This is a genomic window from Pseudomonas sp. AC252, from assembly GCF_979258105.1.
Genome location: NZ_OZ409837.1, coordinates 3,514,332 through 3,539,157 on the forward strand (window position 1 = coordinate 3,514,332; position 24,826 = coordinate 3,539,157).

At 61.6% G+C, this 24,826-nt stretch carries 16 protein-coding genes; 6 read left to right on the top strand and 10 right to left on the bottom strand.

Annotated features, from left to right (window positions below; all coding sequences use genetic code 11):
• The first annotated feature begins 107 nt into the window (after positions 1-107).
• A complete protein-coding gene (locus tag ACZZZ4_RS16040; RefSeq protein WP_129998989.1) occupies positions 108-1,037 on the top strand; it encodes a DMT family transporter in 930 nt (309 codons plus the stop codon).
• On the opposite strand, the gene ACZZZ4_RS16045 is transcribed toward ACZZZ4_RS16040, so the two are convergent.
• Positions 985-2,166 carry an MFS transporter gene (locus tag ACZZZ4_RS16045; protein WP_463548216.1) on the bottom strand — a complete coding sequence of 394 codons (1,182 nt, stop codon included), beginning with the start codon at positions 2,164-2,166 and terminating at the stop codon, positions 985-987. The genes ACZZZ4_RS16040 and ACZZZ4_RS16045 overlap by 53 nt on opposite strands.
• A gap of 103 nt (positions 2,167-2,269) precedes the next feature.
• Between ACZZZ4_RS16045 and ptrR the strand changes: the two genes are divergently transcribed.
• Both ptrR and ACZZZ4_RS16055 read left to right on the top strand, forming a co-directional pair.
• Complete coding sequence (gene ptrR / locus ACZZZ4_RS16050; RefSeq protein ID WP_463548217.1) at positions 2,270-3,163, top strand: putrescine utilization regulator PtrR; 894 nt, start codon at positions 2,270-2,272, stop codon at positions 3,161-3,163.
• Between the two features lie 142 nt (positions 3,164-3,305).
• Positions 3,306-3,434, top strand: coding sequence for a PA1414 family protein (locus ACZZZ4_RS16055; protein WP_003184145.1), 129 nt, complete (start codon positions 3,306-3,308; stop codon positions 3,432-3,434).
• Between the two features lie 160 nt (positions 3,435-3,594).
• Here ACZZZ4_RS16055 and ACZZZ4_RS16060 read toward each other — a convergent pair whose 3' ends face one another.
• From ACZZZ4_RS16060 to speB, 4 genes are all read right to left on the bottom strand, one after another.
• The gene (locus ACZZZ4_RS16060; protein WP_039761028.1) at positions 3,595-4,974 is read right to left on the bottom strand and encodes a sodium:solute symporter family protein; all 1,380 of its coding nucleotides are present in this window, start codon (positions 4,972-4,974) and stop codon (positions 3,595-3,597) included.
• Positions 4,975-5,130: 156 nt separating this feature from the next.
• The gene (locus tag ACZZZ4_RS16065) at positions 5,131-6,630 is read right to left on the bottom strand and encodes a purine-cytosine permease family protein (RefSeq protein WP_463548218.1); all 1,500 of its coding nucleotides are present in this window, start codon (positions 6,628-6,630) and stop codon (positions 5,131-5,133) included.
• A gap of 51 nt (positions 6,631-6,681) precedes the next feature.
• Positions 6,682-7,104: a YybH family protein gene (locus ACZZZ4_RS16070; protein WP_463548219.1), complete on the bottom strand. Its 423-nt coding sequence runs from the start codon at positions 7,102-7,104 to the stop codon at positions 6,682-6,684.
• 10 nt (positions 7,105-7,114) lie between these two features.
• Complete coding sequence (gene speB, locus ACZZZ4_RS16075; RefSeq protein ID WP_101158587.1) at positions 7,115-8,065, bottom strand: agmatinase; 951 nt, start codon at positions 8,063-8,065, stop codon at positions 7,115-7,117.
• Between the two features lie 356 nt (positions 8,066-8,421).
• Between speB and ACZZZ4_RS16080 the strand changes: the two genes are divergently transcribed.
• The gene (locus ACZZZ4_RS16080; RefSeq protein WP_007956593.1) at positions 8,422-9,315 is read left to right on the top strand and encodes a LysR family transcriptional regulator; all 894 of its coding nucleotides are present in this window, start codon (positions 8,422-8,424) and stop codon (positions 9,313-9,315) included.
• Between the two features lie 7 nt (positions 9,316-9,322).
• Positions 9,323-9,919 carry a tRNA-uridine aminocarboxypropyltransferase gene (locus tag ACZZZ4_RS16085; protein ID WP_463548220.1) on the top strand — a complete coding sequence of 199 codons (597 nt, stop codon included), beginning with the start codon at positions 9,323-9,325 and terminating at the stop codon, positions 9,917-9,919.
• 118 nt (positions 9,920-10,037) lie between these two features.
• Here ACZZZ4_RS16085 and ACZZZ4_RS16090 read toward each other — a convergent pair whose 3' ends face one another.
• From ACZZZ4_RS16090 to ACZZZ4_RS16100, 3 genes are all read right to left on the bottom strand, one after another.
• Positions 10,038-11,399, bottom strand: a complete 1,362-nt coding sequence (locus ACZZZ4_RS16090) for an HlyD family type I secretion periplasmic adaptor subunit (RefSeq protein ID WP_039761043.1) — start codon at positions 11,397-11,399, stop codon at positions 10,038-10,040.
• A gap of 10 nt (positions 11,400-11,409) precedes the next feature.
• Complete coding sequence (locus ACZZZ4_RS16095; RefSeq protein WP_463548221.1) at positions 11,410-13,569, bottom strand: type I secretion system permease/ATPase; 2,160 nt, start codon at positions 13,567-13,569, stop codon at positions 11,410-11,412.
• Positions 13,570-13,731: 162 nt separating this feature from the next.
• The gene (locus ACZZZ4_RS16100) at positions 13,732-15,048 is read right to left on the bottom strand and encodes a TolC family outer membrane protein (RefSeq protein ID WP_463537745.1); all 1,317 of its coding nucleotides are present in this window, start codon (positions 15,046-15,048) and stop codon (positions 13,732-13,734) included.
• Between the two features lie 572 nt (positions 15,049-15,620).
• Between ACZZZ4_RS16100 and ACZZZ4_RS16105 the strand changes: the two genes are divergently transcribed.
• Entirely contained in the window at positions 15,621-23,474 is a 7,854-nt protein-coding gene (locus ACZZZ4_RS16105; RefSeq protein WP_463548222.1) for a retention module-containing protein, read from the top strand.
• Between the two features lie 297 nt (positions 23,475-23,771).
• Here the strand turns inward: ACZZZ4_RS16105 and ACZZZ4_RS16110 are convergent, their stop codons facing one another.
• Together ACZZZ4_RS16110 and ACZZZ4_RS16115 are read right to left on the bottom strand one after the other, a co-directional pair.
• Complete coding sequence (locus tag ACZZZ4_RS16110; protein WP_129998997.1) at positions 23,772-24,167, bottom strand: YbaN family protein; 396 nt, start codon at positions 24,165-24,167, stop codon at positions 23,772-23,774.
• 10 nt (positions 24,168-24,177) lie between these two features.
• Positions 24,178-24,765: a UPF0149 family protein gene (locus ACZZZ4_RS16115; RefSeq protein ID WP_039761053.1), complete on the bottom strand. Its 588-nt coding sequence runs from the start codon at positions 24,763-24,765 to the stop codon at positions 24,178-24,180.
• Between the last annotated feature and the right edge of the window lie 61 nt (positions 24,766-24,826).

Genomic DNA, 24,826 nt, shown 5'->3' on the forward strand with positions numbered 1-24,826 from the left:
AAAGGTCTTTTCCAGACGGCTTTTTCCGCGCATCTGATTGATAATCCCCGACACTGTTTTCTGACCATTGGATGGCCTGCCATGTTGTGTGCGTTCGAGGTGTTGCGGTGAGTGCCGAGCGGCGCAATGCCGACGGTTTTGCCCTGCAAGTGATGATCGGCCTGTGCCTGATCTGGGGTGTGCAGCAAGTCCTGATCAAGTGGGCGGCAACGGACATCGCGCCGGTGATGCAAGCGGCGGGGCGCTCAGGAATTTCTGCGTTACTGGTCGGTTTGCTGATCTGCTGGAAGGGCGGTTGGGATCAGGTCGGCAGCACCTGGCGCGGCGGCTTGCTGGCCGGTGCGCTGTTTGGTCTGGAGTTCCTGTTCATCGCCGAAGGCCTGCAACTGACCACCGCCGCGCATATGTCGGTGTTCCTCTATACCGCACCGATCTTCACTGCACTCGGCGTGCATTTCCTGCTGGCCAGCGAGCGGTTGCGCCCGTTGCAATGGCTGGGGATTCTGCTGGCGTTCATCGGCATCGCAATTGCCTTCGCCGGCGGTGTGTCGTGGGACAACCTTGATCGGCGCATGCTGCTGGGCGATGCCTTCGGCGTATTGGCCGGCGCCTGTTGGGGCGCGACCACCGTGGTGGTACGGGCCTCGCGACTGTCGGAAGCGCCGGTGACATTGACCCTGTTTTATCAGCTTATGGTCGGTTTCATCGGTCTGCTGTTGATCGCGTTGTTCAGCGGCCAGATCACCCACGTCAGCCTGACTACCGTGGCGGTGGCCAGTGTGCTGTTCCAAGGGCTGGTGGTGTCGTTCTTCAGCTACCTGGTGTGGTTCTGGCTGCTGCGCCGTTATCTGGCGGCGAACCTTGCGGTGTTCTCGTTCATGACGCCGTTGTTCGGCGTGACCTTCGGCGTACTCCTGCTGGGTGAAGCGTTGAGCGTGAACTTCGTCATCGGCGCCGTACTGGTGCTGCTCGGCATCACTTTCGTCAGCGCCGAACAGTGGCTGCGTCGGCGTTTGCGCAAGGCGCTGGGCCAGTAGCCTTGGCCTGCCTCGCCAGCGCGCCGGCCAGCAACAGGCCGGCGCCGGCGATCAGCAGCGCCGGTTGCAAACCGCCGCTGAAATGGCTGCTCAGCGCCGCCAGCAACGGGCCGCTGAGCTGGCCGACGGCGAAGCACGCCGTGAGCATCCCGGCATTGGGCTGAGTGGCATGGGGCGCCAATTCCCGCGAGCGCTGCATGACCAGTTGCATGCAGGCCAGAAACGGCGTGCCGCAGAGGATCACCCCCAACGCCAGGCCGAGGCCGCTGCCCAGCAGACAGGCGAACACCCCGGCCGCTTGCAGCCACAATGTCGCCATCAGCCAATGCCGCGTGGTTTCGGGGTCATGCCGGCGCAAGCTCACCAGCCATACACCTATCGCGGCGCCGAGGCCAAAGCACGGCCAGAACAGATCCGCCTGCCACTGGCCGTGAAACTGCGCATTGGCCATCTGCGACAGGAACGTTGCCGGAATGATGTAGCCGATGCCGTACAGCGCGTACACCAGCGCCAGCCGGCCAATGCCTCGGTTCGCTGAAGTCGCCGGGGCGATCGTCGTCTTCATTACCGTTGCGGGCTGCGGCAACAACCGCCAGACGCCGAGCATCATCAGCAACGCGGCGGCCGCATAAATCAGCCACAGGGTTGCCGATGTCTGCTGCAAACGGTGTGAGATCAGCGCCAGCAGCCCTGTGAGAAAAATCCCCAGACCCGGTCCGGCAAAAACCAGAGCACCCCAGCGCGGACGACCCGCGGCCGCCGCCAGCGGCTGACTGAGTGAAGTGATCATCACCAGCACCCAGGCACTTGCCACGCCGGTGCCGAAACGCAACAGCAAGTGCGACCAGAAACCATTGGCCCAGAACGACGCAAGGGTCAGCAGCACGCACAGCCACAGCCCGCCATGCAATCGTCGCTGCACCTGCTGCGGCCGCTGGGCGAACATCGCATCCACCGCACCCAGCAGATAGCCGAGGTAGTTGGCCGCCGCGATCAGACCGGCAGCGGTCAGGTCGATCTGCCCTTCGCTGAGCAGATGCGGCATTTGCGGCGTCAGGGCGAAGCGGCCGATGCCCATGGCCAGCATCAGGGCAACAAAGCAAGCAGACAAGCGAATCAGCGGCGACATGGTCGGGCTTCCTTCAAGGATCAATGACCGTCAGGCTAGGATCGATTGACTTTCTTTAAAATTGAATAATAGTGAGTAACTTGTTCTGTTCAGGAGAAAGCAGGTGGAATTCAGCCAACTGCGGATATTTCAGGCGGTCGCCGAGGAAGGCTCGATCACCCGCGCCGCCGAGCGTCTGCATCGGGTGCCATCAAATCTGTCGACCCGGCTGAAACAGCTCGAGGAGCAACTGGGCGTTGAGCTGTTCGTCCGCGAACGGCAGCGCTTGCAGTTGTCGCCGGCGGGCAAGGTCCTGCTCGACTACACCGGCAAGCTCTTCGCTCTGCGCGATCAGGCCAGTGCGGCGGTGATGGGCGGGCAACCGGCCGGCGACTTCGTGCTGGGCACCATGTACAGCACGGCGGCGATCCATCTGCCGGCGTTGCTGGCGCGCTATCACAAGCAGTACCCGATGGTGAATTTGCAGGTGCAATCGGCGCCGACCGGGGAATTGCTCGAAGGGTTGCTCACCGGCCGCCTCGACGCGGCATTGGTCGACGGACCGCTGGAACTGGCCGGGCTCGATGGCGTGCCGCTGTGCGAGGAACGGCTGGTGCTGATCACTGAAATCGATCATCCACCGGTACGCAGCGCGCGGGACGTGGAAGGGCGCTCGGTATTCACCTTCCGTCGGGGCTGTTCATATCGCATGCGTCTGGAGGCGTGGTTCTCTCACTACCACGCGGCGATGGGCCGGCCGATGGAGATCGAGTCGTATCAGGGCATGCTCGCCTGTGTGATCGCCGGCAGTGGTGTGGCGTTGATGGCCGAGTCGACGCTCGCCAGTTTGCCGGGTCGAGAGAGCGTTGCGGTGCATCCGTTGGCCGAGCCGTTCGCGGGTGCGACAACATGGCTCATGTGGCGCAAGGGTATGGCCGGGGCCAACCTGAATGCCTGGATCGACGTGCAGCAAGCGGTCTATCCCGTGGCTTTGCATGAAGTGCGTGAAACAGCGTGAACCAATCGCAACAGATTCTGTTCAATTCAGTAACAGATCATTGCGGATTTGGCCGAGCATTGCGTAGGACTTCGGACTATTATCAGTGCGAAGCGGCCTCAGAATTCCGGCCGCTCAGCACCACCCTGAAGGGGGCATGACGATGAAAGAGAAAATCCAGAACTGGCTGCACGATTTGGGAGTTGCCCTCGGTTTGATCGAACCGCCTCTGCAACCGGTACCGATTCGCACGGACGACGAACAGCGTCGGCGCCAGCCACGTCGGCGTTAATAGCTCCGATCAGAGAATTCAAGATCGCAGCCGTCGACAGTTTCTACAGTTTGTAGAAGCTGCCGGAGGCTGCGATCTTTTGCTTTTCGCCAAGCGAAAAAACGGGTGTGGCCACCGACGCCACACCCGCTGAAGAAAACATCAAGTCGTTACAGCCGATTCACACCGCCGTTGCCACGGTCGCCGGGCGCGGCGAGAACAGGCTGACCAGTACAAAGCTCACCAGACTGACACCCAGGCTGTAATAGATCGGCGTGTTCGCGTCCATGCCGTCCTTGACCATGAACACCAGCGCCGTGATAAAGCCCAGCGTCATCGCGCTGATCGCCCCGGCGGTAGTCGCACGCTTCCAGAAAATCGCGCCCATCAGCGGAATCAGCATGCCGCCGACCAAGAGGTTGTAAGCCAGAGTCAGCGCGCTGATCACGTCGTTGACGACCAGAGCAATGCCCAACACCGCGATCCCGGTCAACAGGGTAAACAGACGGCTGACCGCGACGTTGGACTGTTTGCCGCCGCGCAGTTTCGGCAGCAGATCTTCGGTCAGGGTGGTGGACGCGGCGAGCAGGCCGGCGCTGGCGGTGGACATCATCGCCGCCAGTGCGGCAGCGATCACCAGGCCACGGATGCCGTCAGGCAGCGAGACTTTGACGATGGCGGCAAAGGCGTTGTTGACGTTGTCCAGATCCGGAATCAGCACATGCGCAGCCATGCCGATCAAGGCGCAGACCAGGCCGTAGATAATGCAGTAGATCCCCGCTGAAGTGCCGGCGTACTTGGCGACTTTCTCGCTTTTGGCAGTGAACACCCGCTGCCAGATGTCCTGGCCGATCAGGATGCCGAAGAAGTAGATCATGAAGTAGGTGATGATCGTGTCCCAGCCGATGCTGGTGAAGTTGAAGCTGGCCGCCGGCAGCTGCGCGACCAGTTGATCCCAGCCACCGACGCGGTACAGGCAGATCGGCAACAGCAGGAACATCAGGCCGACGGTCTGGATACCGAACTGGACGATGTCAGTCAGGGTCAGCGACCACATGCCGCCGATCGTTGAATAAATCACCACGATACCGCCGCCCAGCAGTACGGAGATCCAGAAGGGCAGACCGAACAACACTTGCAGCACAGTGCCGATCGCCAGAATCGAGGTCACGCCGATCATCAGCGCGTAAGCGAGCATGATCGTCGCACTGGCGGTGCGTGCCATCGGGTTGTAGCGCTTCTCCAGGACCTGGGTAACGGTGAATACCTTGAGCTTCAGCAAGGGCTTGGCGAGGAACAGGTTCAGCGCGACGATGCCGCAGCCCAGTGCCGCACACAGCCAGAAACCGGAAATGCCATGAACATAGCCCAGACGCACCGTACCGACGGTGGACGCGCCACCGAGGACGGTTGCTGCCATGGTGCCCATGTACAGCGACGGCCCCAGGTTACGCCCGGCCACCAGATAGTCTTCGTGGGTCTTGGCCTTGCGCATGCCGTAGTAGCCGAGAATCAGCATCGCAGCGGCATAAATGAGTACGACGAATAAATCCAAAGCCATGATGGCGTGTCTCCGATTGTCTTTTTTATGGTGAGGCTAAGGTCGAATCTCTCTGTGGGAGCGAGCTTGCTCGCGAAGGCCGGGGCACATTCAAGATGGATGTGACTGACAGACCGCTTTCGCGAGCAAGCTCGCTCCCACAGGGTTTTTGTTTGATCAGGCAGCTTGTCGCAACGGCGTTTTGGCCGGTGCCTTTACGCTTTCCATCGGGCCAAACACCTCCCGAGGTTCCGGGAACAGCTTGAGCAGCGTCAGATACACCACCGACGCCAGGCCCAATGTCACCGGCAAGCTGATGTCGATGCCACCGGCCAGTTCGCCCAGCGGGCCGACGAACTGCCCCGGCAGGTTGACGAAGCACAGGCCGACCAGCGCACTCGGAATCCACGCCCCCAGACCGCGCCAGTTCCAGCCGTGGCTGAACCAGTAGCGTCCGCCCTGTTCGCCGCGGGTGAACACTTGCAGGTCATCCGGGCAGTAGAAGCCGCGCCGCACCAGCAGGCCAATGATCATGATCACCATCCAAGGGGTGGTGCAGGTGATGATCAGCACGGCGAAGGTCGACACGCTTTGCACCAGGTTCGCCGCAAACCGGCCGATGAAGATGAAGGCGATCGACAGCACGCCGATCAGCAAGGTCGCCTTGACCCGGGACAGCACGCGCGGGAACACGCTGGACATGTCCAGGCCGGTGCCATACAGCGACGTGGTGCCGGTGGACATGCCGCCGATCACCGCAATCAGGCACACCGGCAGGAAGAACCAGCTCGGCGACACGGCCAGCAAGCCGCCGACATAGTTGTTCGCGGCGATGTAGTCCGGCGCCTTGATCGCCACGATAGTGGCGGTGGAGAGGCCGAACAGGAATGGAATCAACGTTGCCAGTTGCGCCGCGATCACCGCCAGCATGATCCGGCCTTTCGGCGTTTCACGCGGGATGTAGCGCGACCAGTCGCCGAGGAACGCACCGAAGGAAATCGGGTTGCTCATCGCCACCAGTGCCGCGCCGATGAATGCCGCCCAGAACCCGGCCTGACCCAGCGCCACGCTGCCGGCGTACTGGCTGTCAAATGCAGGGGCGAAGGCGAAGATGCCGAGCAGGAACAACAGGCTTGCGGCCCACACCGCGATGCGGTTGACCCACAGCATGATGCGGAAACCGTAGATGCACACGGTCAGCACCAGCAGCGCGAACAGACCGTAGGCCAGGCCCAGGGTCAGGTCGGTTTCCGGCAAATCGACCAGGCGTTTGGCGCCGCCGACCAGCGCATCACCCGAGCTCCACACTGACAGCGAGAAGAACGCGATTGCCGTCAGCAACGACAGGAACGACCCGACAATCCGCCCGTGCACGCCGAAATGCGCACCGGAAGACACGGCGTTGTTGGTGCCATTGAGCGGGCCGAACAGGCCCATCGGTGCGAGGATCAGCGCACCGACCACCACACCCAGCACAATCGCCCAGACACCGGCCTGAAACGACAGGCCGAACAGCACCGGGAAACTGCCGAGCACAGCGGTGGCAAACGTATTGGCGCCGCCGAAGATCAAGCGAAACAGGTCGCTGGGTCGGGCGTCGCGCTCATGATCCGGGATCTGTTCGACCCCGTTTGTTTCGATGCTGCTAAGGCTTTTTTCGTTGTTGTTGTTATTCATGATCTGCTCCGATCATCAGGCGCGCTCATCGTGCGTGAGCGTCACCATTGGCTAAGGGGGTGGCAGCCCTTCCGGCATTGCGGACAAATGTTCGTGACAGGCCAGCCATAGGCCTTGTTGTTCTAGGCTCGACGCTTGTCTTCTGAAAACAATCGTCTCGCGCTCCTGGCTGAAGTGTTGCTCCCCTTGCATGCGCAGCTCGGTGGCCACGTCATGGATGAAAATCGCCACGTCACCCTGCAGGCTGACAAAGACGTTGCTCGAGGTGCACGACAGCACCTCGAATCCATCCTCGGCACGCCAGCGGTCCCACAACGCCTGATAGGCATCGCGCGACAGCAATGGCTGGTCGAGGGTGTAGAAAACGAAGCTGGCATCGGTGCTGAATGCGCCGAAGTAAGCTTCGCGATCGTTACGGGCAAACGCGGCGACCAACTCGGCGGCCGCATGCAGAACCTGACCACGTGCGTGCATGACCCGACCCTCAGCGATGAACCACGCCAGGCAGTACGCAGAGCATTTCGTACAGCAGGTTGGCGGCCAGCAGCGAGGTGTTGCCGGTGGTGTCGTAAGCGGGCGAGACTTCTACCAGATCGCAACCGATCAGGTCGAGACCCTGGCAGCCACGGACGATTTCGATCGCCTGAATGGTGGTCAGGCCGCCGATTTCCGGGGTGCCGGTGCCGGGCGCCCAGGCCGGGTCGATGCCGTCGATGTCGAAACTCAGATACACCGGACCGCCGCCGACTTTCTCGCGTACTTCAGCCATCAGCGGCGCCAGCGATTTATGCCAGCACTCTTCGGCCTGGACCACGCGGAAGCCCTGATCGCGGCTCCAGTTGAAATCGTCGGCGGTGTAACCCTGGGCACGCAAACCGATCTGCACCACGCGATTGCAATCGAGCAGACCTTCTTCGACGGCACGACGGAACGTGGTGCCGTGGGCGATCTTCTCGCCGAACATGTGATCGTTGACGTCAGCGTGGGCATCGATGTGCACCAGGCCAACCTTGCCGTGCTTCTTATGAATCGCACGCAGAATCGGCAGGGTGATGGTGTGGTCGCCACCCAAGGTCATCGGAATGACGTTGTGCTCGAGAATATTGTCGTAGGCCTCTTCGATGATGCGCACGGCGTCGAGCAGGTTGAAGGTGTTGATCGCCACGTCACCAATGTCGGCAACCGATAGCGAGTCGAACGGTGCAGCGCCGGTGGCCATGTTGTACGGGCGGATCATCACCGATTCGGTGCGGATGTCGCGCGGCCCGAAGCGGGTGCCGGGGCGCAGCGAAGTGCCGATGTCCAGCGGCACGCCAACGAAGGCAGCGTCGAGGCCGGCAGCGGTCGGGACATGGGGAAGTCGGAGCATGGTGGCGATGCCGCCGAAGCGCGGCATTTCGTTGCCGCCCAGTGGTTGGTGAAGAATCTTGTCCACGGGTAGGGCCTCATCGTCTTTGTTTTATTTATGCCGGCGCGCCGTTGAGCACAGGTTCGGACGCCGCTGTGGGGCCGATGATGCGAAATGTAGTGGCGGGGAAGAATCGCTACGGGCAAAAACTTAGTTCAGATTTTTCTAAACTAATGCCAAGGCCCGGGATAGACTCCGCCTCAGGTGTTGACCCCCTGTGGCGAGGGGATTTATCCCCGAAGGGTGGCGAAGCCGCCCCAATTCCTGCGGCTCGGTTCATCAGGCACCCCGCGTGCATCGAATTACGACTGCTTCGCAGCCGGTCGGGGATGAATCCCCTCACCACAAAGTCATCAGTGTTCGACAGATGTTTGGAGAGCCGCATGGCCAACGCTTTACCCGACCTGAAACTCCTGCGCATCTTCGTCAGCGTCGTGCGTCATCAGGGTTTTGCCAATGCGCAGCAGGAACTCAACCTGTCGACCTCGGCGATCAGCACCTACATGAGCCAGCTCGAAGCCGCGCTCGGTCTGGTGCTGTGCCATCGCGGGCGCGGTGGCTTCAGCTTGACCAGCAAGGGCGAGCTGTTCCATCAGGAAACCCTGCGCCTGCTCGCCGAGCTTGAAGGCTTCGAGCAATACGCCGCTGCGCTCAAGGGCGAACTGCGCGGCACGCTCAATCTCGGGGTGATCGATTCCACGGTCAGCGACAAGGCCTTACCATTTGCCGAAGCCATCGGCGCCTACAGTCAGGAACATCCGGCGGTGCATCTGCACCTGTCGGTGATGAGTCCATATGAGTTGCAACTCGGCGTGCAGGACAATCGCCTCGATCTGGCGATCGGTGCGTTTTCCACGCGCATGAGCGGTCTGGTCTACATGCCGCTTTATCGCGAACAGCACTGGTTGTACTGCAGCAGTCGCCATCCATTGTTCAACGAGCGGCGCATCCCCGAGCAGGTCATCACTCAGCAACGGATGGTCGGGCGCGGTTACTGGAGTCAGGCGGAACTGGCCCGGCATGGTTTCAAACACAGCGCCGCCACCGTGGAAAGCATGGAGGCGCAGCTGATTCTGGTGCTCTCCGGCGCCTACATCGGTTATCTGCCGGAACACTACGCGCAGGCCTGGGCCGACAAGGGTGATCTGCGTGTTCTGCTGCCGGCGACCTTCGGTTATCAGGCACCGTTTTCGATGATCATGCGCAGGGGCCGCAGTCGCGAACCATTGATCCAGACCTTCCGCGATTTGCTCAAAGCGCAACTCAATCAGGCTTGAGAAAAAAATGTCCCGACCACAATGCCCGCGCTGCATGCGCCCCCAATCCCATTGCCTGTGTCCGCTGATCCCGCGCCTCGACAGCCGCACGCGGGTGTTGCTGCTGCAGCATCCGAGCGAGGTCAGTCACGCGCTCAATACCGCGCGTCTGGCGGCGCTGGGGCTGAGCAATGCCGAGCTGATTGTCGGCGAGGTATTCGAGGATTTGCCGAAACTGTTGAACCAGCCAGGCTATCAGGCGCGGCTGTTGTTTCCGGCTGAGGATGCGCAGCCGTTGCAGGTTTACGCGCCAAATGATCAGCCAATGTTGCTGGTCGTCCCCGACGGCACCTGGCGCAAAGCGCGCAAGATGCTGCACCTCAATCCGCTGCTGGCGGCGCTGCCACGGGTGACCCTGGCCGAGGGCGGCGTGTCGCGCTATCGCTTGCGCAAGGCACCGGGGCCGGGGGCGCTGTCGACGATCGAGGCGATTGTGCAGGCGCTGGAAACCCTCGAAACACCGACGACGTTTGCGCCGTTGCTCAAGCCGTTTGAAGCACTGATCGAAGGGCAGATTGCGGCGATGGGGGAGGAGACGTTTCAGCGTAACCATGGCGACAGATGATCGTTGTCTGTGCGGGCCTCTTCGCGAGCAGGCTCGCTCCCACAGGGGAACGCATTCCAATTGTGGGAGCGAGCCTGCTCGCGAAAGCGCCAGATCAATCACCGCAATTCAAAGGTCACTAGCGCTCACGCATCGCCTCGGTCCGCGCTTTCAACACCGGTTTGAGCAGGTAATCCAAGACGCTTTTCTCGCCGGTGATAATGTCCACTGTCGCCACCATGCCCGGGATGATCAGCAGCGGTTTCACGTCGCCGCCCAGGTGATTCTTGTCGGTGCGCACCTGAATCAGATAGAAGCTGTTGCCCTTGTCGTCGGTAATCGTATCGGCGCCGATCAGCTCCAGTTTGGCGCTCAGCCCGCCGTAAATCGTGTAGTCGTAGGCGCTGAACTTGACCATGGCTTTCTGGCCCGGATGCAGGAACGCGACGTCTTGCGGGCGGACCTTGGCTTCGATCAGCAGGTTGTCTTCCAGCGGCACGATTTCGACCATGTCGCTGCCCGGCTGGACCACGCCGCCGATGGTGTTGACCTTCATCTGCTTGATCACGCCACGCACCGGCGACGTCACCGTAGTGCGACTGACGCGGTCGTCGATGGCGATGCTCGAAGCGGTGATTTTTGACAGGTCGGTGCGTTTCTCATTCAGCTCTTTGGCCGCTTCCGAACGGAAGGTCTGCTCGGATTCGTCGATCTTGCTGCGGATCTCGGCAATGGCTGATTCGGCGCGGGGAATCGCCAGCGTGGTGGCGTTGAGCGAACCACGAATTTCCACCGCACTGCGTCTGAGGCGGAGGATTTCCACCGGTGACACAGCGCCGGTTTTGACCAGCGGTTCCGACATGTTCATTTCTTGTTGCAACAACGCGAGGCTGGAGCTGAACTGGCCTTGCTTGGAGCGAAACTCCGCCAGTTCCTGGGTTTTCTGCCGCAGTTGTTCGCTGAGGGTGCGCTGTTCGCTGGCCAAGCGGCGTTGGCGTTGCTCGTACAGTGAGCGCTCATCCTCGGCGACTTGCGGCGCCTTGGCGATCACTTCGGCGGAGAGCTTGAAAGGGCGCCCCTCGGCCTCCGCTGACAGCCGTTCGACCTGCGCGGTCAGCGCGTAACGGTCGGCCTCGCTTTCGCCCTTGTTCGAGCGAAAACGTGTGTCATCCAGACGCAGCAGGGTGTCACCCTTGCCGACCATCTGGCCTTCGCGAACGAAAATCTCGGTGACGATGCCGCCCTCGAGGTTCTGGATCACCTGGACCTTGCTTGACGGAATCGCCTTGCCTTCGCCCATGGTGACTTCTTCGAGCACGGCAAATTTGGCCCAGACCAGGGCGGCGATCAGCAGCGCTGCCGCCAGCCACACGGTGATCCGCGATTTGCGCGGCGAATCTTGCAATGCTGCGCCGGCGGTTTCCGGCATGAACTCGGCTTCGGCGCTTTTGCCGAAACTGTCGAAGTAACCGCGCTTGTTGCTATCGGAGGAAGCAGGCATGGCGTTACTCCTAGACCGCCGCCGAGCCGACACGGCCCTTGCGCAGTGCATCGATGACCGCTTCTTTCGGGCCGTCAGCGACGACCCGGCCGTTGTCCAGCACCAGCAAGCGGTCCACCAGGCTCAGCATCGAGGTGCGGTGGGTGACCAGCAGCAGGGTTTTGCCTTGCACCCAGCCATGCAGTTTCTGCCGCAGCGCATCTTCACTGCTGTTGTCCATGGCGCTGGTGGGTTCGTCGAGCAGCATGATCGGCGGATCAAGCAGTAGCGCGCGCGCCAGCAACACCGCCTGGCGTTGGCCGCCGGATAGCAGTTGTCCGCGTTCGCCCACCGGTCGGTCGAAGCCTTGCGGGTGTTGCCGCGCCAGTTCGGTGACGCCGGTGAGTTCGGCGACTTCGAGCATGCGTGAGTCGCTGACGTAGCGCGCGCCCAGGGTCAGGTTGTCGCGCAGGCTGCCGGCCAGCAGCGGCAGATCGTGGGCGACATAACCGATCTGCTGGCGCAGGTCGGCCACGTCCAGTTGGCGCAGGTCGAGGCCGTCGAGCAGCAACTGGCCTTCCTCCGCTTCGTAGAAACCCATGACCAGACGCGCCAAAGTACTTTTCCCCGAACCGCTGCGGCCAATGATGCCGACCCGCTCGCCGGCTTTCAGGCTGAAGCTGACCTCGCTCAGCGCTGGCGCATTCTGGCCGTTGTAATGAAAGGTCACGCCGCTGACGTCCAGTGCGCCTTGCAGCTGCGTGCGTTCCAGTGGCCGTTGTTTGCCGTCGCGTTCCTGCGGCAGCGCCATGAGCGCGTCGGTGCTTTTCATGGTCAGTTGCGCTTGCTGGTAGCGGGTGATCAGCCCGGCGATCTGCCCGAGCGGGGCGAGCACGCGGCTGCCGAGCATGTAGGTGGCCACCAGCGCGCCGACACTGAGGTTGCCAGCGATGATGCTGTAGACCCCGGCAACAATCGTCGCCATCCCGGAAAACTGCTGGATGAACAGCGTGCCGTTGGTGGCCAGCGCCGACAGGTTGCGCGCATGGCTGTCGAGGCGGGTGAGGGCGCCGTGGGTGCTTTCCCATTTGTGCTGGCGCTCGCTTTCGGCGCCGCAGGCCTTGAGGGTTTCCAGACCGCCGAGGGTTTCGATCAGCACCGCCTGACGCTCGGCGCCGAGGCTCAGGCTTTTCTGCACGGTGTCACGCAGGCGCACCTGAATCGCCATGGCGAAGACGATCGTGATCGGAAACGCCAGCAGCGGAATCACCACCAGCCAGCCGCCGAGCAGGCCGATCACTACCAGCATCAACACCACGAAGGGCAAGTCGATCAGACTGGTCAGGGTCACGGCAGTGAGAAATTCACGCAGGCCCTGGAAATCGTGAATGCTCTGGGCGAATCCGCCGATGGTCGCCGGCCGCGCTTTCATCGACATGCCGGTGATGCGCTCGAACAACGTTGCCGAGAGGATCACATCGGTTTTCTTCCCGGCGGTGTCGAGCAGGTGTGCACGCACCACGCGCAGCACCAGTTCAAAACCGGTGCCGATCAGCAAACCGATCGACAGCACCCACAGCGTCGAGGTCGCCTGATTGGGCACCACGCGATCGTAGGTCTGCATAACGAACAACGGCACCATCAGGCCGAGCAGGTTGATCAGGAAACTGGCGAGGATCGCATCGCTGTACAGCCATTTCGACAGTTTGAGGGTGTCGCGAAACCACGCGTTTACCCGTGGCACGAGCGGCGCGCGGAGGTCTTCGAGTTCGTGGCGCGGACGGGCGAACAAGGCCTGGCCGCTGTAGTGTTCGCTGAGCTCTTCGCGGCTGACCCATTGCTCGCCGCCGTCGGCTTCGCTGGGCAGCAGCAGGGCTTTGCCATCTTCGCCAAAGCGCCGCAGCACGGCGGTGCGGCCGTCGTTGAGCAGCAGCAGGATCGGCAGGTTCAGCGGCGATATGTCTTTCAGGTCACGGCGCAACAACCGCGCCTGCAATCCGGCCCGCGCTGCTGCACGGGGCAGCAGATCAAGGCTCAGACGTTGTTTGTTCAGGGGCAGCCCGGCACTCAGGCTGGCACGACTGACCGTGGCGCCATGCAGTTTGCAGAGGATCAGCAGACCGTCGAGTAACGGATCGTCGAAGCTCAGGCGCGGATCGACCCCGGTGGCGCCGGGTTCCATGCTGGTCATAGTGATTGCCTCTGTTGAACGGGCTCGGTTATCGGATCGTTCCCACGCTCACGCGTGGGAATGCAGCCCGTGACGCTCCGCGTCACTGGACGCGGAGCGTCCCTTGAGGCATTCCTTTGCTGCGCGTGGGAACGATCAGGGCAAAGTCAGTTCCTGCACCGTTTATTTCAGTTCTGGCAGGCGCGCCTGGTTTTTCACTTCGGTCGTGGCAATCGCATCGGCCGGCAGCACCACGCGTTGTTTGCTCAGCAACTGGCCCATGTTCGCCAGCACGCGGTACATCGAGTACTCCTCGGTGTAGCGGATTTCGGTGTAGCGACGGTTGGCGTTGTACAGCTCGTTTTCGCTGTCGAGCAGGTCGAGCAGGGTGCGTTGGCCGAGGCCGAACTGGTCCTGATAAGCGGCGCGTACGCGTTTGGTGGTTTCGGCATATTCGCGAGCGGTAGGCGTCTGCTTCTTGGCGTTTTCCATGGCGTTCCAGGCCAGACGAATGTTCTCGTTGAGCTGACGCAGCGCGTTGTTGCGAATGTCCATCGCCTGGTTGATGTCGTGGGCATTGGCCGCCAGGCGTGCCTTGTCGCTGCCGCCACGGAACAGGTTGTAGTTCATCACTACACCGACACGCCATTCGTTGTCGTGGCCTTCATCACCCTGCACGTTGTTGTTGGCGCCGACTGCCGCTTCTGCGTCAAAGCGCGGGTAGAACGGCGACTTGGCCACTTCGTACTGGCTCTCGGCGGACTGCACGTCAGCCTGGGCGGATTTCAGGTACGGGTTGTTATCGACCATGCTCTGCTGCGCTTCACGCAGGTCCGGCGGCAGTTCGCCACGGGTGGAGGCCGGGGTTTCCAGCTCGTCGGGCATGCGTCCGACCACACTGTAGAAATTCGATTCGGCATCGGCCAGATCGACCTCGGCGGTGTCGAGGTTGTTCTGCGCCAGTGCACGACGGGCAACCGATTGATCGGAGTCGGCGGTGCTGCCGATGCCGCGCTCGGTGCGCAGGCCGATCTGATCGTTGACGCGCAAGTGCGCCTGCAAATTGTTCTTCGCCAGCGTCACCAGTTCCCGCCGCTTGAGCACTTCGAGGTAGACCTCGATGGTGCGCAGGGCCAGATCCTGTGCGGTGCCTTGCGCGTAGTAGGCGCGCGAATTGGACACGCCCTTGGTGCGCTCGACCTCGTTGGCGGTGTTGAAGCCGTCGAAGATCATCTGCCGCAAACGCAGCTCCGACTGGGTGTAATTGAGGATTTCGGTGTTGTGATTACCGAAGGCGCGAGTGTTGGTGTTGTCGCTGTAGCCGCGCCCGTAGGCAGCGTTCAGATCGACTGACGGATAAAATCCGCCCTTGGCCACTTTCACCTGCTCATCCGCAGACAGGCGGGCGTCCACGCGCGAAGCGAGTTCCGGGTGAGTGGCGATGGTGCTTTGAATCGCCTCGGTGAGGTTCATCGCCTGGGCTTGGGAAGTGCAAGCCATGGCCAGCAAAACCGCGCTGCAGAGGGGGTTAAAACGCGCATGGGTGCATCTCCCTGGATCTCAATGTTGTGTTACCGTCGCCAATTATTTGACGTAATTTTAGGGTGTAAGCGTTTCACTCTTGTAACAACAGAGCTAAGAACATCCTAGAGAGTAGCTAGGAAAAAATTTTCATAAGGCTTATGCCAAAAAAACTTATGCGGTTTTTCAAAAGCAGCACATTGTTCAGCTCGAAAGCCTTTGTTTTATGCGCTTTAGGGAGCTCGAAAAGGCTTGAGGAAAGTTCCATTCACTTTGCGAGACACTGCGAAGTACTGCTGAAGGGGAGGGACGCGTAACGGCGAATGAGCGACAGATTTTTGTCACTCGGGTGATTCACCACTGTTACGTAGCGCTAGTGGGTCGATGGATTGAACAGGGTTGGCAAGTGCTTGATAGCGCTGACAATTCGTTTCAAACCAAGCCTGCGAAACGAACTGTCGAGGGTGCGAGCGTCGCCCCCGGCAACCCGATTGAGCCATGGGCTGCTTCGCGAACCTGTGCCGACGGTGGTCGGCAGCGGAGGATTTCACATGGCAACGCTCATCGGTACGGTCACAAAAGTCATTGGTCAGGTGTTCGCCCAGACGGGCGACGGCATCAAACGCCCGCTGTTCGAAGGCGATCGTTTGTACGCCGGCGATCAACTGATCACTGGCGCGGAGGGCGCGGTGGCGGTGAAGTTGCAAAACGGCGAGGAATTGACCCTCGGCCGCGGCAGCAGCATCACCATGACCGGCCAACTGCTGGCCGACCAGGCGGTGCCGGTGAACGTCGACGAAGCGCAGACCCCGAGCCAGGCACAACTGACCGATGTCGAGCAGATCCAGAAAGCCATCGCCGCCGGTGAAGACCCGAGCAAGACCGCCGAAGCCACCGCTGCCGGCCCCAACGCACCCACCGGCAATACCGGTGAACTGGGCGGCGGACACAGCTTCGTTCTGTTGACCGAAGTCGGCGGCCGAGTTGATCCGATCATCGGTTTCCCCACCGCCGGCTTCAACGGCATTCCCGAATTTCCCGAGTATCGTCGTGACGCGGACATCGACAATGGCGACGACACCCCGGCGCCAATCGTGGTGCCACCGCCACCGGTGAACAATCCGGTTATCCTCAACGGCCTGGACGCAGCGGGCGGCGAGCTGAACCTCAATGAAGCCAATCTGCCTGACGGTACAGCGGCCAATCCGGGCGCTCTGACCCAGAGCGGCAGCTTCACCGTCTCGGCAGCGGACGGCTTGAGCAGTCTGAGCATCGGCGGCATCAACGTGATTGTTGGCGGCGTGCCGATCGGCTTTCCCCAGTCGATCACCACGCAACTGGGCAACACCCTGACCATCACTGGCTACAACGCAGCAACCGGCACGGTCAGCTACAGCTACACCCTCAACGGCAACGAAACCCACGCGGCCGGCGACGGCGTGAACAATCTCAGCGAACAATTCACCGTGATCGCCACCGACAGCAATGGCGACAGCGCCACTGGCACCCTCGACGTGAACATCACCGACGACGTGCCAAAAGCGTTTGACGACGCCAACGGTATTGCCTCGGAAACCTTGCTGACCCTGACCGGCAACGTCCTCACCAATGACATCCAGGGTGCCGACCGCGTGCCCACCGGACCGGTCACGCCCGGCACATTCACTGGCACTTTCGGTACGTTGGTCCTCAATGCCGACGGCACCTACACCTACACGCTGAACACCAACGATGCCGATTTCAAAAACCTGCACGGCGGTGGCAACGGCACCGAAACCTTCGCCTACACAATCACCGATGCCGACGGCGATACCAGCACTGCCAATCTGGTTCTGCAGATTCACAACAACGACGATCCAGTAATCATCGACGGCCTGAACGTCGCCGGTGGCGAGCTGACGGTTTATGAGAAAAATCTCAGCGACGGCAGCGCACCGGATGCTGGCGCGCTGACGCAAAACGGCACCTTCACCATCACCGCTCTCGACGGCGTGACCACGCTGACCGTCGGTGGAATTGCCGTGGTGACCAATGGCGTGGCCGCAGGCTTCCCGCAATCGATCACCACGCCGCTCGGCAGCACGCTGACCATCACCGGTTTCAACGCTGCAACCGGCGTGGTCAGTTACAGCTACACCCTGGCCGACAACGAGGCGCATGCGAACGCCAATGGCGCGAACAATCTGCCTGAGCAGTTCGCGGTCACGGTTGTGGATGACAACGGCACCACCGCCACTGGCACGCTGGACGTCAACATCGTCGACGACCTGCCGAAAGCCAACGATGACAGCAACGGCACCGCGTCCGAATCCCAACTGACCCTGACCGGCAATGTCCTGACCAACGACGTGCAAGGCGCCGACCGTGTGCCCACCGGTCCAGTCACGCCGGGCACTTTCACTGGTACTTTCGGTACGTTGGTCCTCAATGCCGACGGCACCTACACCTATACGCTGAACACCAGCGATGCGGATTTCAAAGCCTTGACTGGTGGCGGCAACGGCACAGAGACCTTCGCCTACACCATCACTGACGCCGACGGCGATACCAGCACCGCGAACCTCGTTCTGCAGATTCACAACAACGACGATCCAGTAATCATCGACGGCTTGAACGTCGCCGGCGGCGAGCTCACGGTTTACGAAAAAAATCTCAGCGACGGCAGCGCACCGGATGCTGGCGCGCTGACGCAAAACGGCACCTTCACCATCACCGCTCTCGACGGCGTGACCACGCTGACCGTCGGTGGAATTGCCGTGGTGACCAATGGCGTGGCCGCAGGCTTCCCGCAATCGATCACCACGCCGCTCGGCAGCACGCTGACCATCACCGGTTTCAACGCTGCAACCGGCGTGGTCAGTTACAGCTACACCCTGGCCGACAACGAGGCGCATGCGAACGCCAATGGCGCGAACAATCTGCCTGAGCAGTTCGCGGTCACGGTTGTGGATGACAACGGCACCACCGCCACTGGCACGCTGGACGTCAACATCGTCGACGACCTGCCGAAAGCCAAGGATGACAGCAACGGCACTGCGTCCGAATCCCAACTGACCCTGGCCGGCAATGTCCTCACCAATGACATCCAGGGCGCCGACCGCGTGCCTACCGGACCGGTTACGCCCGGCACATTCACCGGCACTTTCGGTACGTTGGTCCTCAATGCCGACGGCACCTACACCTACACGCTGAACACCAGCGATGCCGATTTCAAAAACCTGCACGGCGGTGGCAACGGCACCGAAACCTTCGCCTACACGATCACCGATGCCGACGGCGATACAAGCACTGCCAATCTGGTTTTGCAGATTCACAACAACGATGATCCGGTGCTGCTCAATGGTCTCGACGTCAACGGTGGCGAACTCACGGTCTACGAAAAAAATCTCAGCGACGGCACCAGCCCCAACACGCCCGCGCTGACCCAGAACGGCACTTTCACCGTCAGCGCTCTCGATGGTCTGCAGACCCTCACAGTTGGCGGCATCGCCGTGATCACCAATGGCGTGGCCGCAGGTTTCCCGCAATCAATCGTCACCCCGCTGGGCAGCACCTTGACCATCAGCGGTTATGACCCTGCAACCGGCGTGGTCAGCTACAGCTACACCCTGGCCGACAACGAAGCCCACCCGACTGCCAACGGCGCCAACAGCCTCACCGAGAACTTCGATGTGGTCGCGACCGACACAGATGGCAGCACCGCCAGCGGCCAGATCAACGTCAATATCGTCGATGATTTGCCGACTGCGCATGCGGACGCGGCTTCGGTGGCGGAGGGCGGCACCGTCAGTGGCAATGTGCTGGATAACGATATCGGCGGTGCAGATGGCCCGGCGGTCACCGGTGCCGTGGTCGGCGTGCGCGCTGGTGCCGACACTTCGACCTCGGCCATCGGCGGGCTCAATTCGCAGATCAACGGCGCCTACGGTTACCTCACGCTTGACGCTAACGGCAACGCCGTTTATCACAGCAACCCCAACGTGGTGAACGGTCCGGGCGCGGTGGATGTGTTCACCTACACCGTGCGCGATGCCGACGGTGACGAAAGCACCACGACCATCACCATCGATGTCTACAACAGCTGCCTGAAAGCCGTCAGCGACAGCGATGTCACCGTTTACGAAAAAGCCCTCGACCTGAACAAGGACGGCCAGGATCTGGCAGCGGGCAGTGTGGTCGGCAGCGATCCGAATAGCACTGGCGAAACCGCGTCCGGCACGCTGGTCGGTTCGGTCACCGGCGCGGTTGGTGCGATCAGTTATGCGCTGGTCAGCAGCGCCACCGGCAATTACGGGCAGATCGTCCTCAACGCCAATGGCACTTACACCTACACGCTCACTTCGCCAGCGACCACCACGCCGCACGCTGACGACGGCGCCAACAGCCTGAGCGAAACCTTCACCTATCAGGCGACCGACTCTCTCGGCAACGTCGTCACCAGCACAATCGTTGTGAACATCGTCGATGACGTGCCGAAAGCGCTGAATGACAGCAACGCGACCAACGCAACGGAAGAGCAGTTGACCCTGACCGGCAACGTTCTCGATAACGATGTGCAAGGCGCCGACCGCGTCGCCGTTGGGCCGGTCACCGCCGGTACGTTCACCGGCACTTACGGCACGCTGGTGCTCAATGCCAACGGCACTTACACCTACACGCTGGACGCCAATGACGCCGACTTCAAAAACCTTCACGGTGGCGGCAACGGCACTGAAACCTTTGCCTACACCATTACCGATGCCGACGGCGACACCAGCACCGCCAATCTGGTGCTGAACATCCATAACAACGACGATCCGGTGTGCCTCGACGGCCTCGATGTGAAGGGCGGCGAAATCACCGTCTACGAGAAAAACCTCAGCGACGGCAGCAGCCCCAACACCTCGGCGCTGACCCAAAGCGGCAGCTTCACCGTCACTGCGCTTGATGGCCTGCAAACCCTCACGGTCGGCGGCATTGCGGTGATCAGCAATGGCGTCGCCGCCGGTTTGCCGCAATCGGTGGTCTCGCCATTGGGCAGTACGTTCACCATCACCGGTTACAACCCGGCCACCGGAGTGGTCAGCTACAGCTACACCCTGGTCGACAACGAAGCCCATCCGAACGCCAACGGTGCCAACAGCCTCAGCGAGAGCTTTGACGTGGTCGCCACTGATACCGATGGCAGTACCGCCAGCGGTCAGATCAACGTCAATATCGTCGACGATCTGCCGACTGCCAACGCCGATACCGGCTCGGTAGCGGAGGGCGGCACGGTCAATGTCAGTGTGCTCGGCAATGACCTCAGCGGCGCCGATGGGGCCGCAACGGTGGTCGGCGTGCGCGCCGGCAGCAACACCGCGACGTCGGCCAGCGGCGGGCTCAACAGCAACATCAACGGCAACTACGGCTACCTGACCCTCGACGCGGCGGGCAACGCGGTTTACCACAGCAACCCGAACTCGGTGAGCCCGCCGGGCGCGACCGACACGTTCACCTACACCATCCGTGACAGCGATGGCGACGAAAGCACCACGACGCTGACCATCAACGTCGCCGACAGCAAGCTGGTCGCCTCGGTGGATCAGGATGTCACGGTCTATGAAAAAGCCCTCGACCTGAGCAAGGATGGCCAGGATCTCGCCCCCGGCACAGTCACCGGCAGCGAACCGGGCAACACCGGCGAAACCGCCAGCGGCACGCTGGTCGGTTCGGTCAGTGGCGGCAGCGGCGCGATCACGTACACCCTGGTCGGCAACGCCACCGGCAGCTACGGACAACTGCAGCTCAACGCCGACGGCACCTACACCTACACGCTGACCTCGGCGCCGAAAACTGCGCCGAACGCCAACGACGGGCCGAACACCCTGAGCGAAACGTTCACCTACCAAGCCACCGATGCGCTGGGCAACAGCACCACCAGCACCCTCGTGGTCAACATCGTCGACGACGTGCCGAAAGCCGTTGCCTCGGATCGTTCGGTCACTGCGGTGGAGATCGATTCCAACGTGCTCATCGTCCTCGACATCTCGGGCAGCATGGCCGATGCCTCTGGCGTGCCCGGCCTGTCGCGGCTGGCACTGGCCAAACAAGCCATCGGTGCGTTGCTCGACAAGTACGATGATCTGGGCGATGTGAAAGTGCAGTTGGTGACGTTCAGCAGCAATGCCGCCGATCGCACCACCGTGTGGGTCGATGTCGCTACTGCCAAGACATTGCTCGCCGGCCTCAACGCCGGCGGCGGCACCAACTACGACGCCGCCGTGGCGGTGATGCAGACCGCGTTCAACACCTCCGGCAAACTCACCGGGGCACAGAACGTCGGCTACTTCTTCTCCGACGGCAAGCCCAACGAGGGCGACATCGGCACGGCTGACGAAGCCGCGCTGAAAAACTTCCTCGACGCCAACAACATCAAGAACTATGCAATCGGTCTGGGCAGTGGCGTGAGCAACGCCAACCTCGATCCGCTGGCGTACGACGGCATCAACCACACCAACACCAATGCGGTGGTGGTCACCGATCTCAATCAGCTCAACTCGGTGCTGTCCGGCACCGTGCAGGGCGCGCCGGTCACCGGTTCGCTGCTGGGCGACGGTGGTTCGTTCGGCGCCGATGGCGGTTTCATCAAGTCGATCGTGGTCGACGGCACCACCTACACCTACGACCCGAAAGCCCTCAGCGGCCAGGGCTCGTTGACCGCGAGCGGCGGCGCCAACCACGGCACCTTCAACACGGCGAACAACAGTGTCAGCATCGCCACCAACAACAGCGGCACGCTGGTGGTCAACCTCGATACCGGCGAATACAGCTACACCTCGCAGAAAACCACCGCCGTGGTCATCACCGAAAACATCGGCTTCACCGTCAGCGACAACGACGGCGATCTGGCCAGCTCAACGTTGACCGTGAAAGTGATTCCCAACGCGCCACCGGTGGCGATGGACGATCACGTCATCACCAACGTGCTCTCGGGCAACATCGTGGTGCCGGGTGAGCTGCTGCTGGCCAATGACAGCGATCCGAACGGCGATGCGCTCAACGCCACAGCCACCAGTTTCAACACCGGTTGGGCGTCGAAAGCGGCAGACTTCACCGGCACCGGTCTGATCGGCTTCACCGGGCAGAGCAACAGCGCCGCCAACCAGAACCTGGCCAACGTGCGCAGCGCCTTCAGCGCCAATGCCGCGACCATGACCGCCGTGCTGGTAGTCAGCGGTTACCTCGGCGCTGTCAGCAACAGCAATGCCAATGACGAGGACCGCATCACCGTCAATCTGCGCCAGGGCGAAACTCTCAATCTGGATCACAACCTCGCTGCCGGGCAGATCGGCATGGAGTACTCGCTCAACGGAGGGAGCTGGATCGCGCTGGCGGACGGGCAAACGCTTACCGCATCGGCCGATGGCGTCTATCAGATCCACATCACCAACATCGCCAACGCCACGGGTAACGGCAACCCGAACGCGGCGGAAAACTACCAACTGACCATGACCCTCAACTACGCCGGGGCGCACGACATCACGCCGGATTACCACGGCACTTACACCGCCAACGACAACCACGGCGGCAGTGACACGGCCAACGTCAGCATCAGCTATCAGGACGGCCACACCCTGACCGGCACCGCTGGCGACGATGTGCTGGTGGCGGGTAGCGGCAACAACGTGATCAACGCCGGCGACGGCAATGACGTGCTCACTGCAGGCTCCGGCAACAACGAAATGCACGGCGGCGCCGGCAACGATTTGCTCTACAGCGGCGCGGGCAATGACTTGCTCGACGGCGGCACTGGCAGCGATACCGCCAGCTATGCCCACGCCACAGCCGCCGTCACCGTCAACCTCGGCCTGCTCGGTGCGCAGAACACCTTGGGCGCCGGTACTGACACGCTGACTGGCATCGAAAATCTGCTCGGCTCGAACTTCAACGACAGCCTCACCGGCGACGGCAACAACAACGTGATCAACGGTGGCCTCGGCAACGACTTCCTCAATGGCGGCGCTGGCGATGACTTGCTGATCGGGGGCATGGGCAACAATACGCTGACGGGCGGGGCAGGGGCTGACACCTTCCAGTGGCTCAAGGGCAACAGCGGCCACGACCTGATCACCGACTTCACCCCCGGCACCGACAAGCTCGACCTGTCGCAACTGCTGCAAGGCGAAAACGCCAGCACTGCGTCGCTGGACGACTATCTGCACTTCACCGTCAGCGGCAGCGGCGCCTCGGTGATGACCAGCATCGATGTCAGCGCCATGGCCGGCGGCACGCCGAACCAGACCATCGACCTGGCCGGCGTCAACCTCGCCAGCCATTACGGCGTGACACCAGGGGCGGGCGGCATGATTGCCAGCGGTCACGACACAGCGACGATCATCAGCGGCATGCTCAATGATCATTCGTTGAAGGTGGATACGGTTTGACCTGAGGTCTGAAAAGACAAAACCCGCCGCCCCGGTTGATTCGGGACGGCGGGTTTTGTCTGTCTGTACAGATGTGTTGGCTGTGAGTCCGCCTTCGCGGGCAAGCCCGCTCCCACAGGGTTCTTCAGTGGATGCAGAATATGTGTCCGACCAGGATCAATTTTGGGAGCGAGCTTGCTCGCGAAGAGGCCGGGTTGATCACCAAGTAACTCAGCAGACCAACATCACCCCGGCAACTCCAGATTATCCAGCACCCGACTCACTGCCAGTTCGCCAAGCATGATCAACTGGGAGGTATCAAGTTTTACGCAACGTCTTCTGCCGCAAAATATAGACCGTCACCAGCACCGCACTGGTCAGCATGAACCCACGCGCCCAAACCAGCGGCACCAGATAGCAGGAGAACAGAATGCTCACCCACATCAGGCCGATCGCGTAGACCTTGGCCTTGAGCGGAATGCCGTTGCCGTCGAGATAATCGCGGATCCATGGCCCGAGTCGTGGGTGCTCGACCAGCCAGCGATAGAAGCGCGGAGAGCTGCGCGCGAAGCAGGCCGCGGCGAGCAGGAGGAAGGGGGTGGTGGGCAGAACCGGCAGGAAGATGCCGATCACCCCCAATGCGACGCTGAGCCAGCCGATGGCCAGCAGCACGTAGCGCAACATCAGGGGGCGGTTGCCTATGGGGTTGTCCATAGGCCGGGTCTTAGTGGTGGCGTGGCTTGAGGATCGCCGGTTTTTCGTCGGGCGCCTGGCATAGCAGGTACAGCGCGGTCAGGGCTTCCGGGATCTGCACGATCATGTCGTCCATCAGATTGGCGTCCTTGGCGATGTCTTCGAACTCCGGTTGTTCGTCGAACAGGCCGGAACCGACCATGATCGGCAGCAGCATTTCGCTGACTTCTTCTTCGGCGGTTTCGAACCATGCCGCTTCGCGCAGGAACACGCCTTCCATGAAACCGATGCACCAGCCACGCAGTTCGGAGTCGTCCGGCTCTTCGCCCAGATCCAGTTCGCACGGCAGTTCGAATTCTTCATCCGAGGCCAGTTGGCGAGCGATGTGCGCTTTGAGGCCGATCAGCGTGGCTTCGATTTCGGCACGCTGGGCTTCGTCGCTGTAGTGCGGCTCTTCGGCAAACAGCGCGTCGATCCACTCGCGCTCCGGAACGTCTTCCGAGCAGATCGACAGCGCGGTCAGGTAACCGTGGGCGGCGACGTAATCCAGCGCCTCGTCGTGCAGCTCGTCGGCGTCGAGGAAGACTTGCAGGCGGGTCAGTTGCTCAGCGAAGGACATTACGGGGCTACCTTGGGGAATAAACAATGCGGGAATTCTAGGCCTTCTTGCGCGCTCTAGC

Excerpts from the sequence above, each read along its gene's own strand:
- ACZZZ4_RS16115 (WP_039761053.1), bottom strand. The coding sequence starts at position 24,765 with ATGTCCTTCGCTGAGCAACTGACCCGCCTGCAAGTCTTCCTCGACGCC.
- ACZZZ4_RS16080 (WP_007956593.1), top strand. The coding sequence starts at position 8,422 with ATGGCCAACGCTTTACCCGACCTGAAACTCCTGCGCATCTTCGTCAGC.
- ACZZZ4_RS16055 (WP_003184145.1), top strand. The coding sequence starts at position 3,306 with ATGAAAGAGAAAATCCAGAACTGGCTGCACGATTTGGGAGTTGCCCTC.
- ACZZZ4_RS16110 (WP_129998997.1), bottom strand. The coding sequence starts at position 24,167 with ATGGACAACCCCATAGGCAACCGCCCCCTGATGTTGCGCTACGTGCTG.
- ACZZZ4_RS16090 (WP_039761043.1), bottom strand. The coding sequence starts at position 11,399 with ATGCCTGCTTCCTCCGATAGCAACAAGCGCGGTTACTTCGACAGTTTC.
- ACZZZ4_RS16095 (WP_463548221.1), bottom strand. The coding sequence starts at position 13,569 with ATGACCAGCATGGAACCCGGCGCCACCGGGGTCGATCCGCGCCTGAGC.
- ACZZZ4_RS16085 (WP_463548220.1), top strand. The coding sequence starts at position 9,323 with ATGTCCCGACCACAATGCCCGCGCTGCATGCGCCCCCAATCCCATTGC.
- ACZZZ4_RS16070 (WP_463548219.1), bottom strand. The coding sequence starts at position 7,104 with ATGCACGCACGTGGTCAGGTTCTGCATGCGGCCGCCGAGTTGGTCGCC.
- ACZZZ4_RS16105 (WP_463548222.1), top strand. The coding sequence starts at position 15,621 with ATGGCAACGCTCATCGGTACGGTCACAAAAGTCATTGGTCAGGTGTTC.
- ACZZZ4_RS16100 (WP_463537745.1), bottom strand. The coding sequence starts at position 15,048 with ATGGCTTGCACTTCCCAAGCCCAGGCGATGAACCTCACCGAGGCGATT.
- ACZZZ4_RS16065 (WP_463548218.1), bottom strand. The coding sequence starts at position 6,630 with ATGAATAACAACAACAACGAAAAAAGCCTTAGCAGCATCGAAACAAAC.
- ACZZZ4_RS16060 (WP_039761028.1), bottom strand. The coding sequence starts at position 4,974 with ATGGCTTTGGATTTATTCGTCGTACTCATTTATGCCGCTGCGATGCTG.
- ACZZZ4_RS16045 (WP_463548216.1), bottom strand. The coding sequence starts at position 2,166 with ATGTCGCCGCTGATTCGCTTGTCTGCTTGCTTTGTTGCCCTGATGCTG.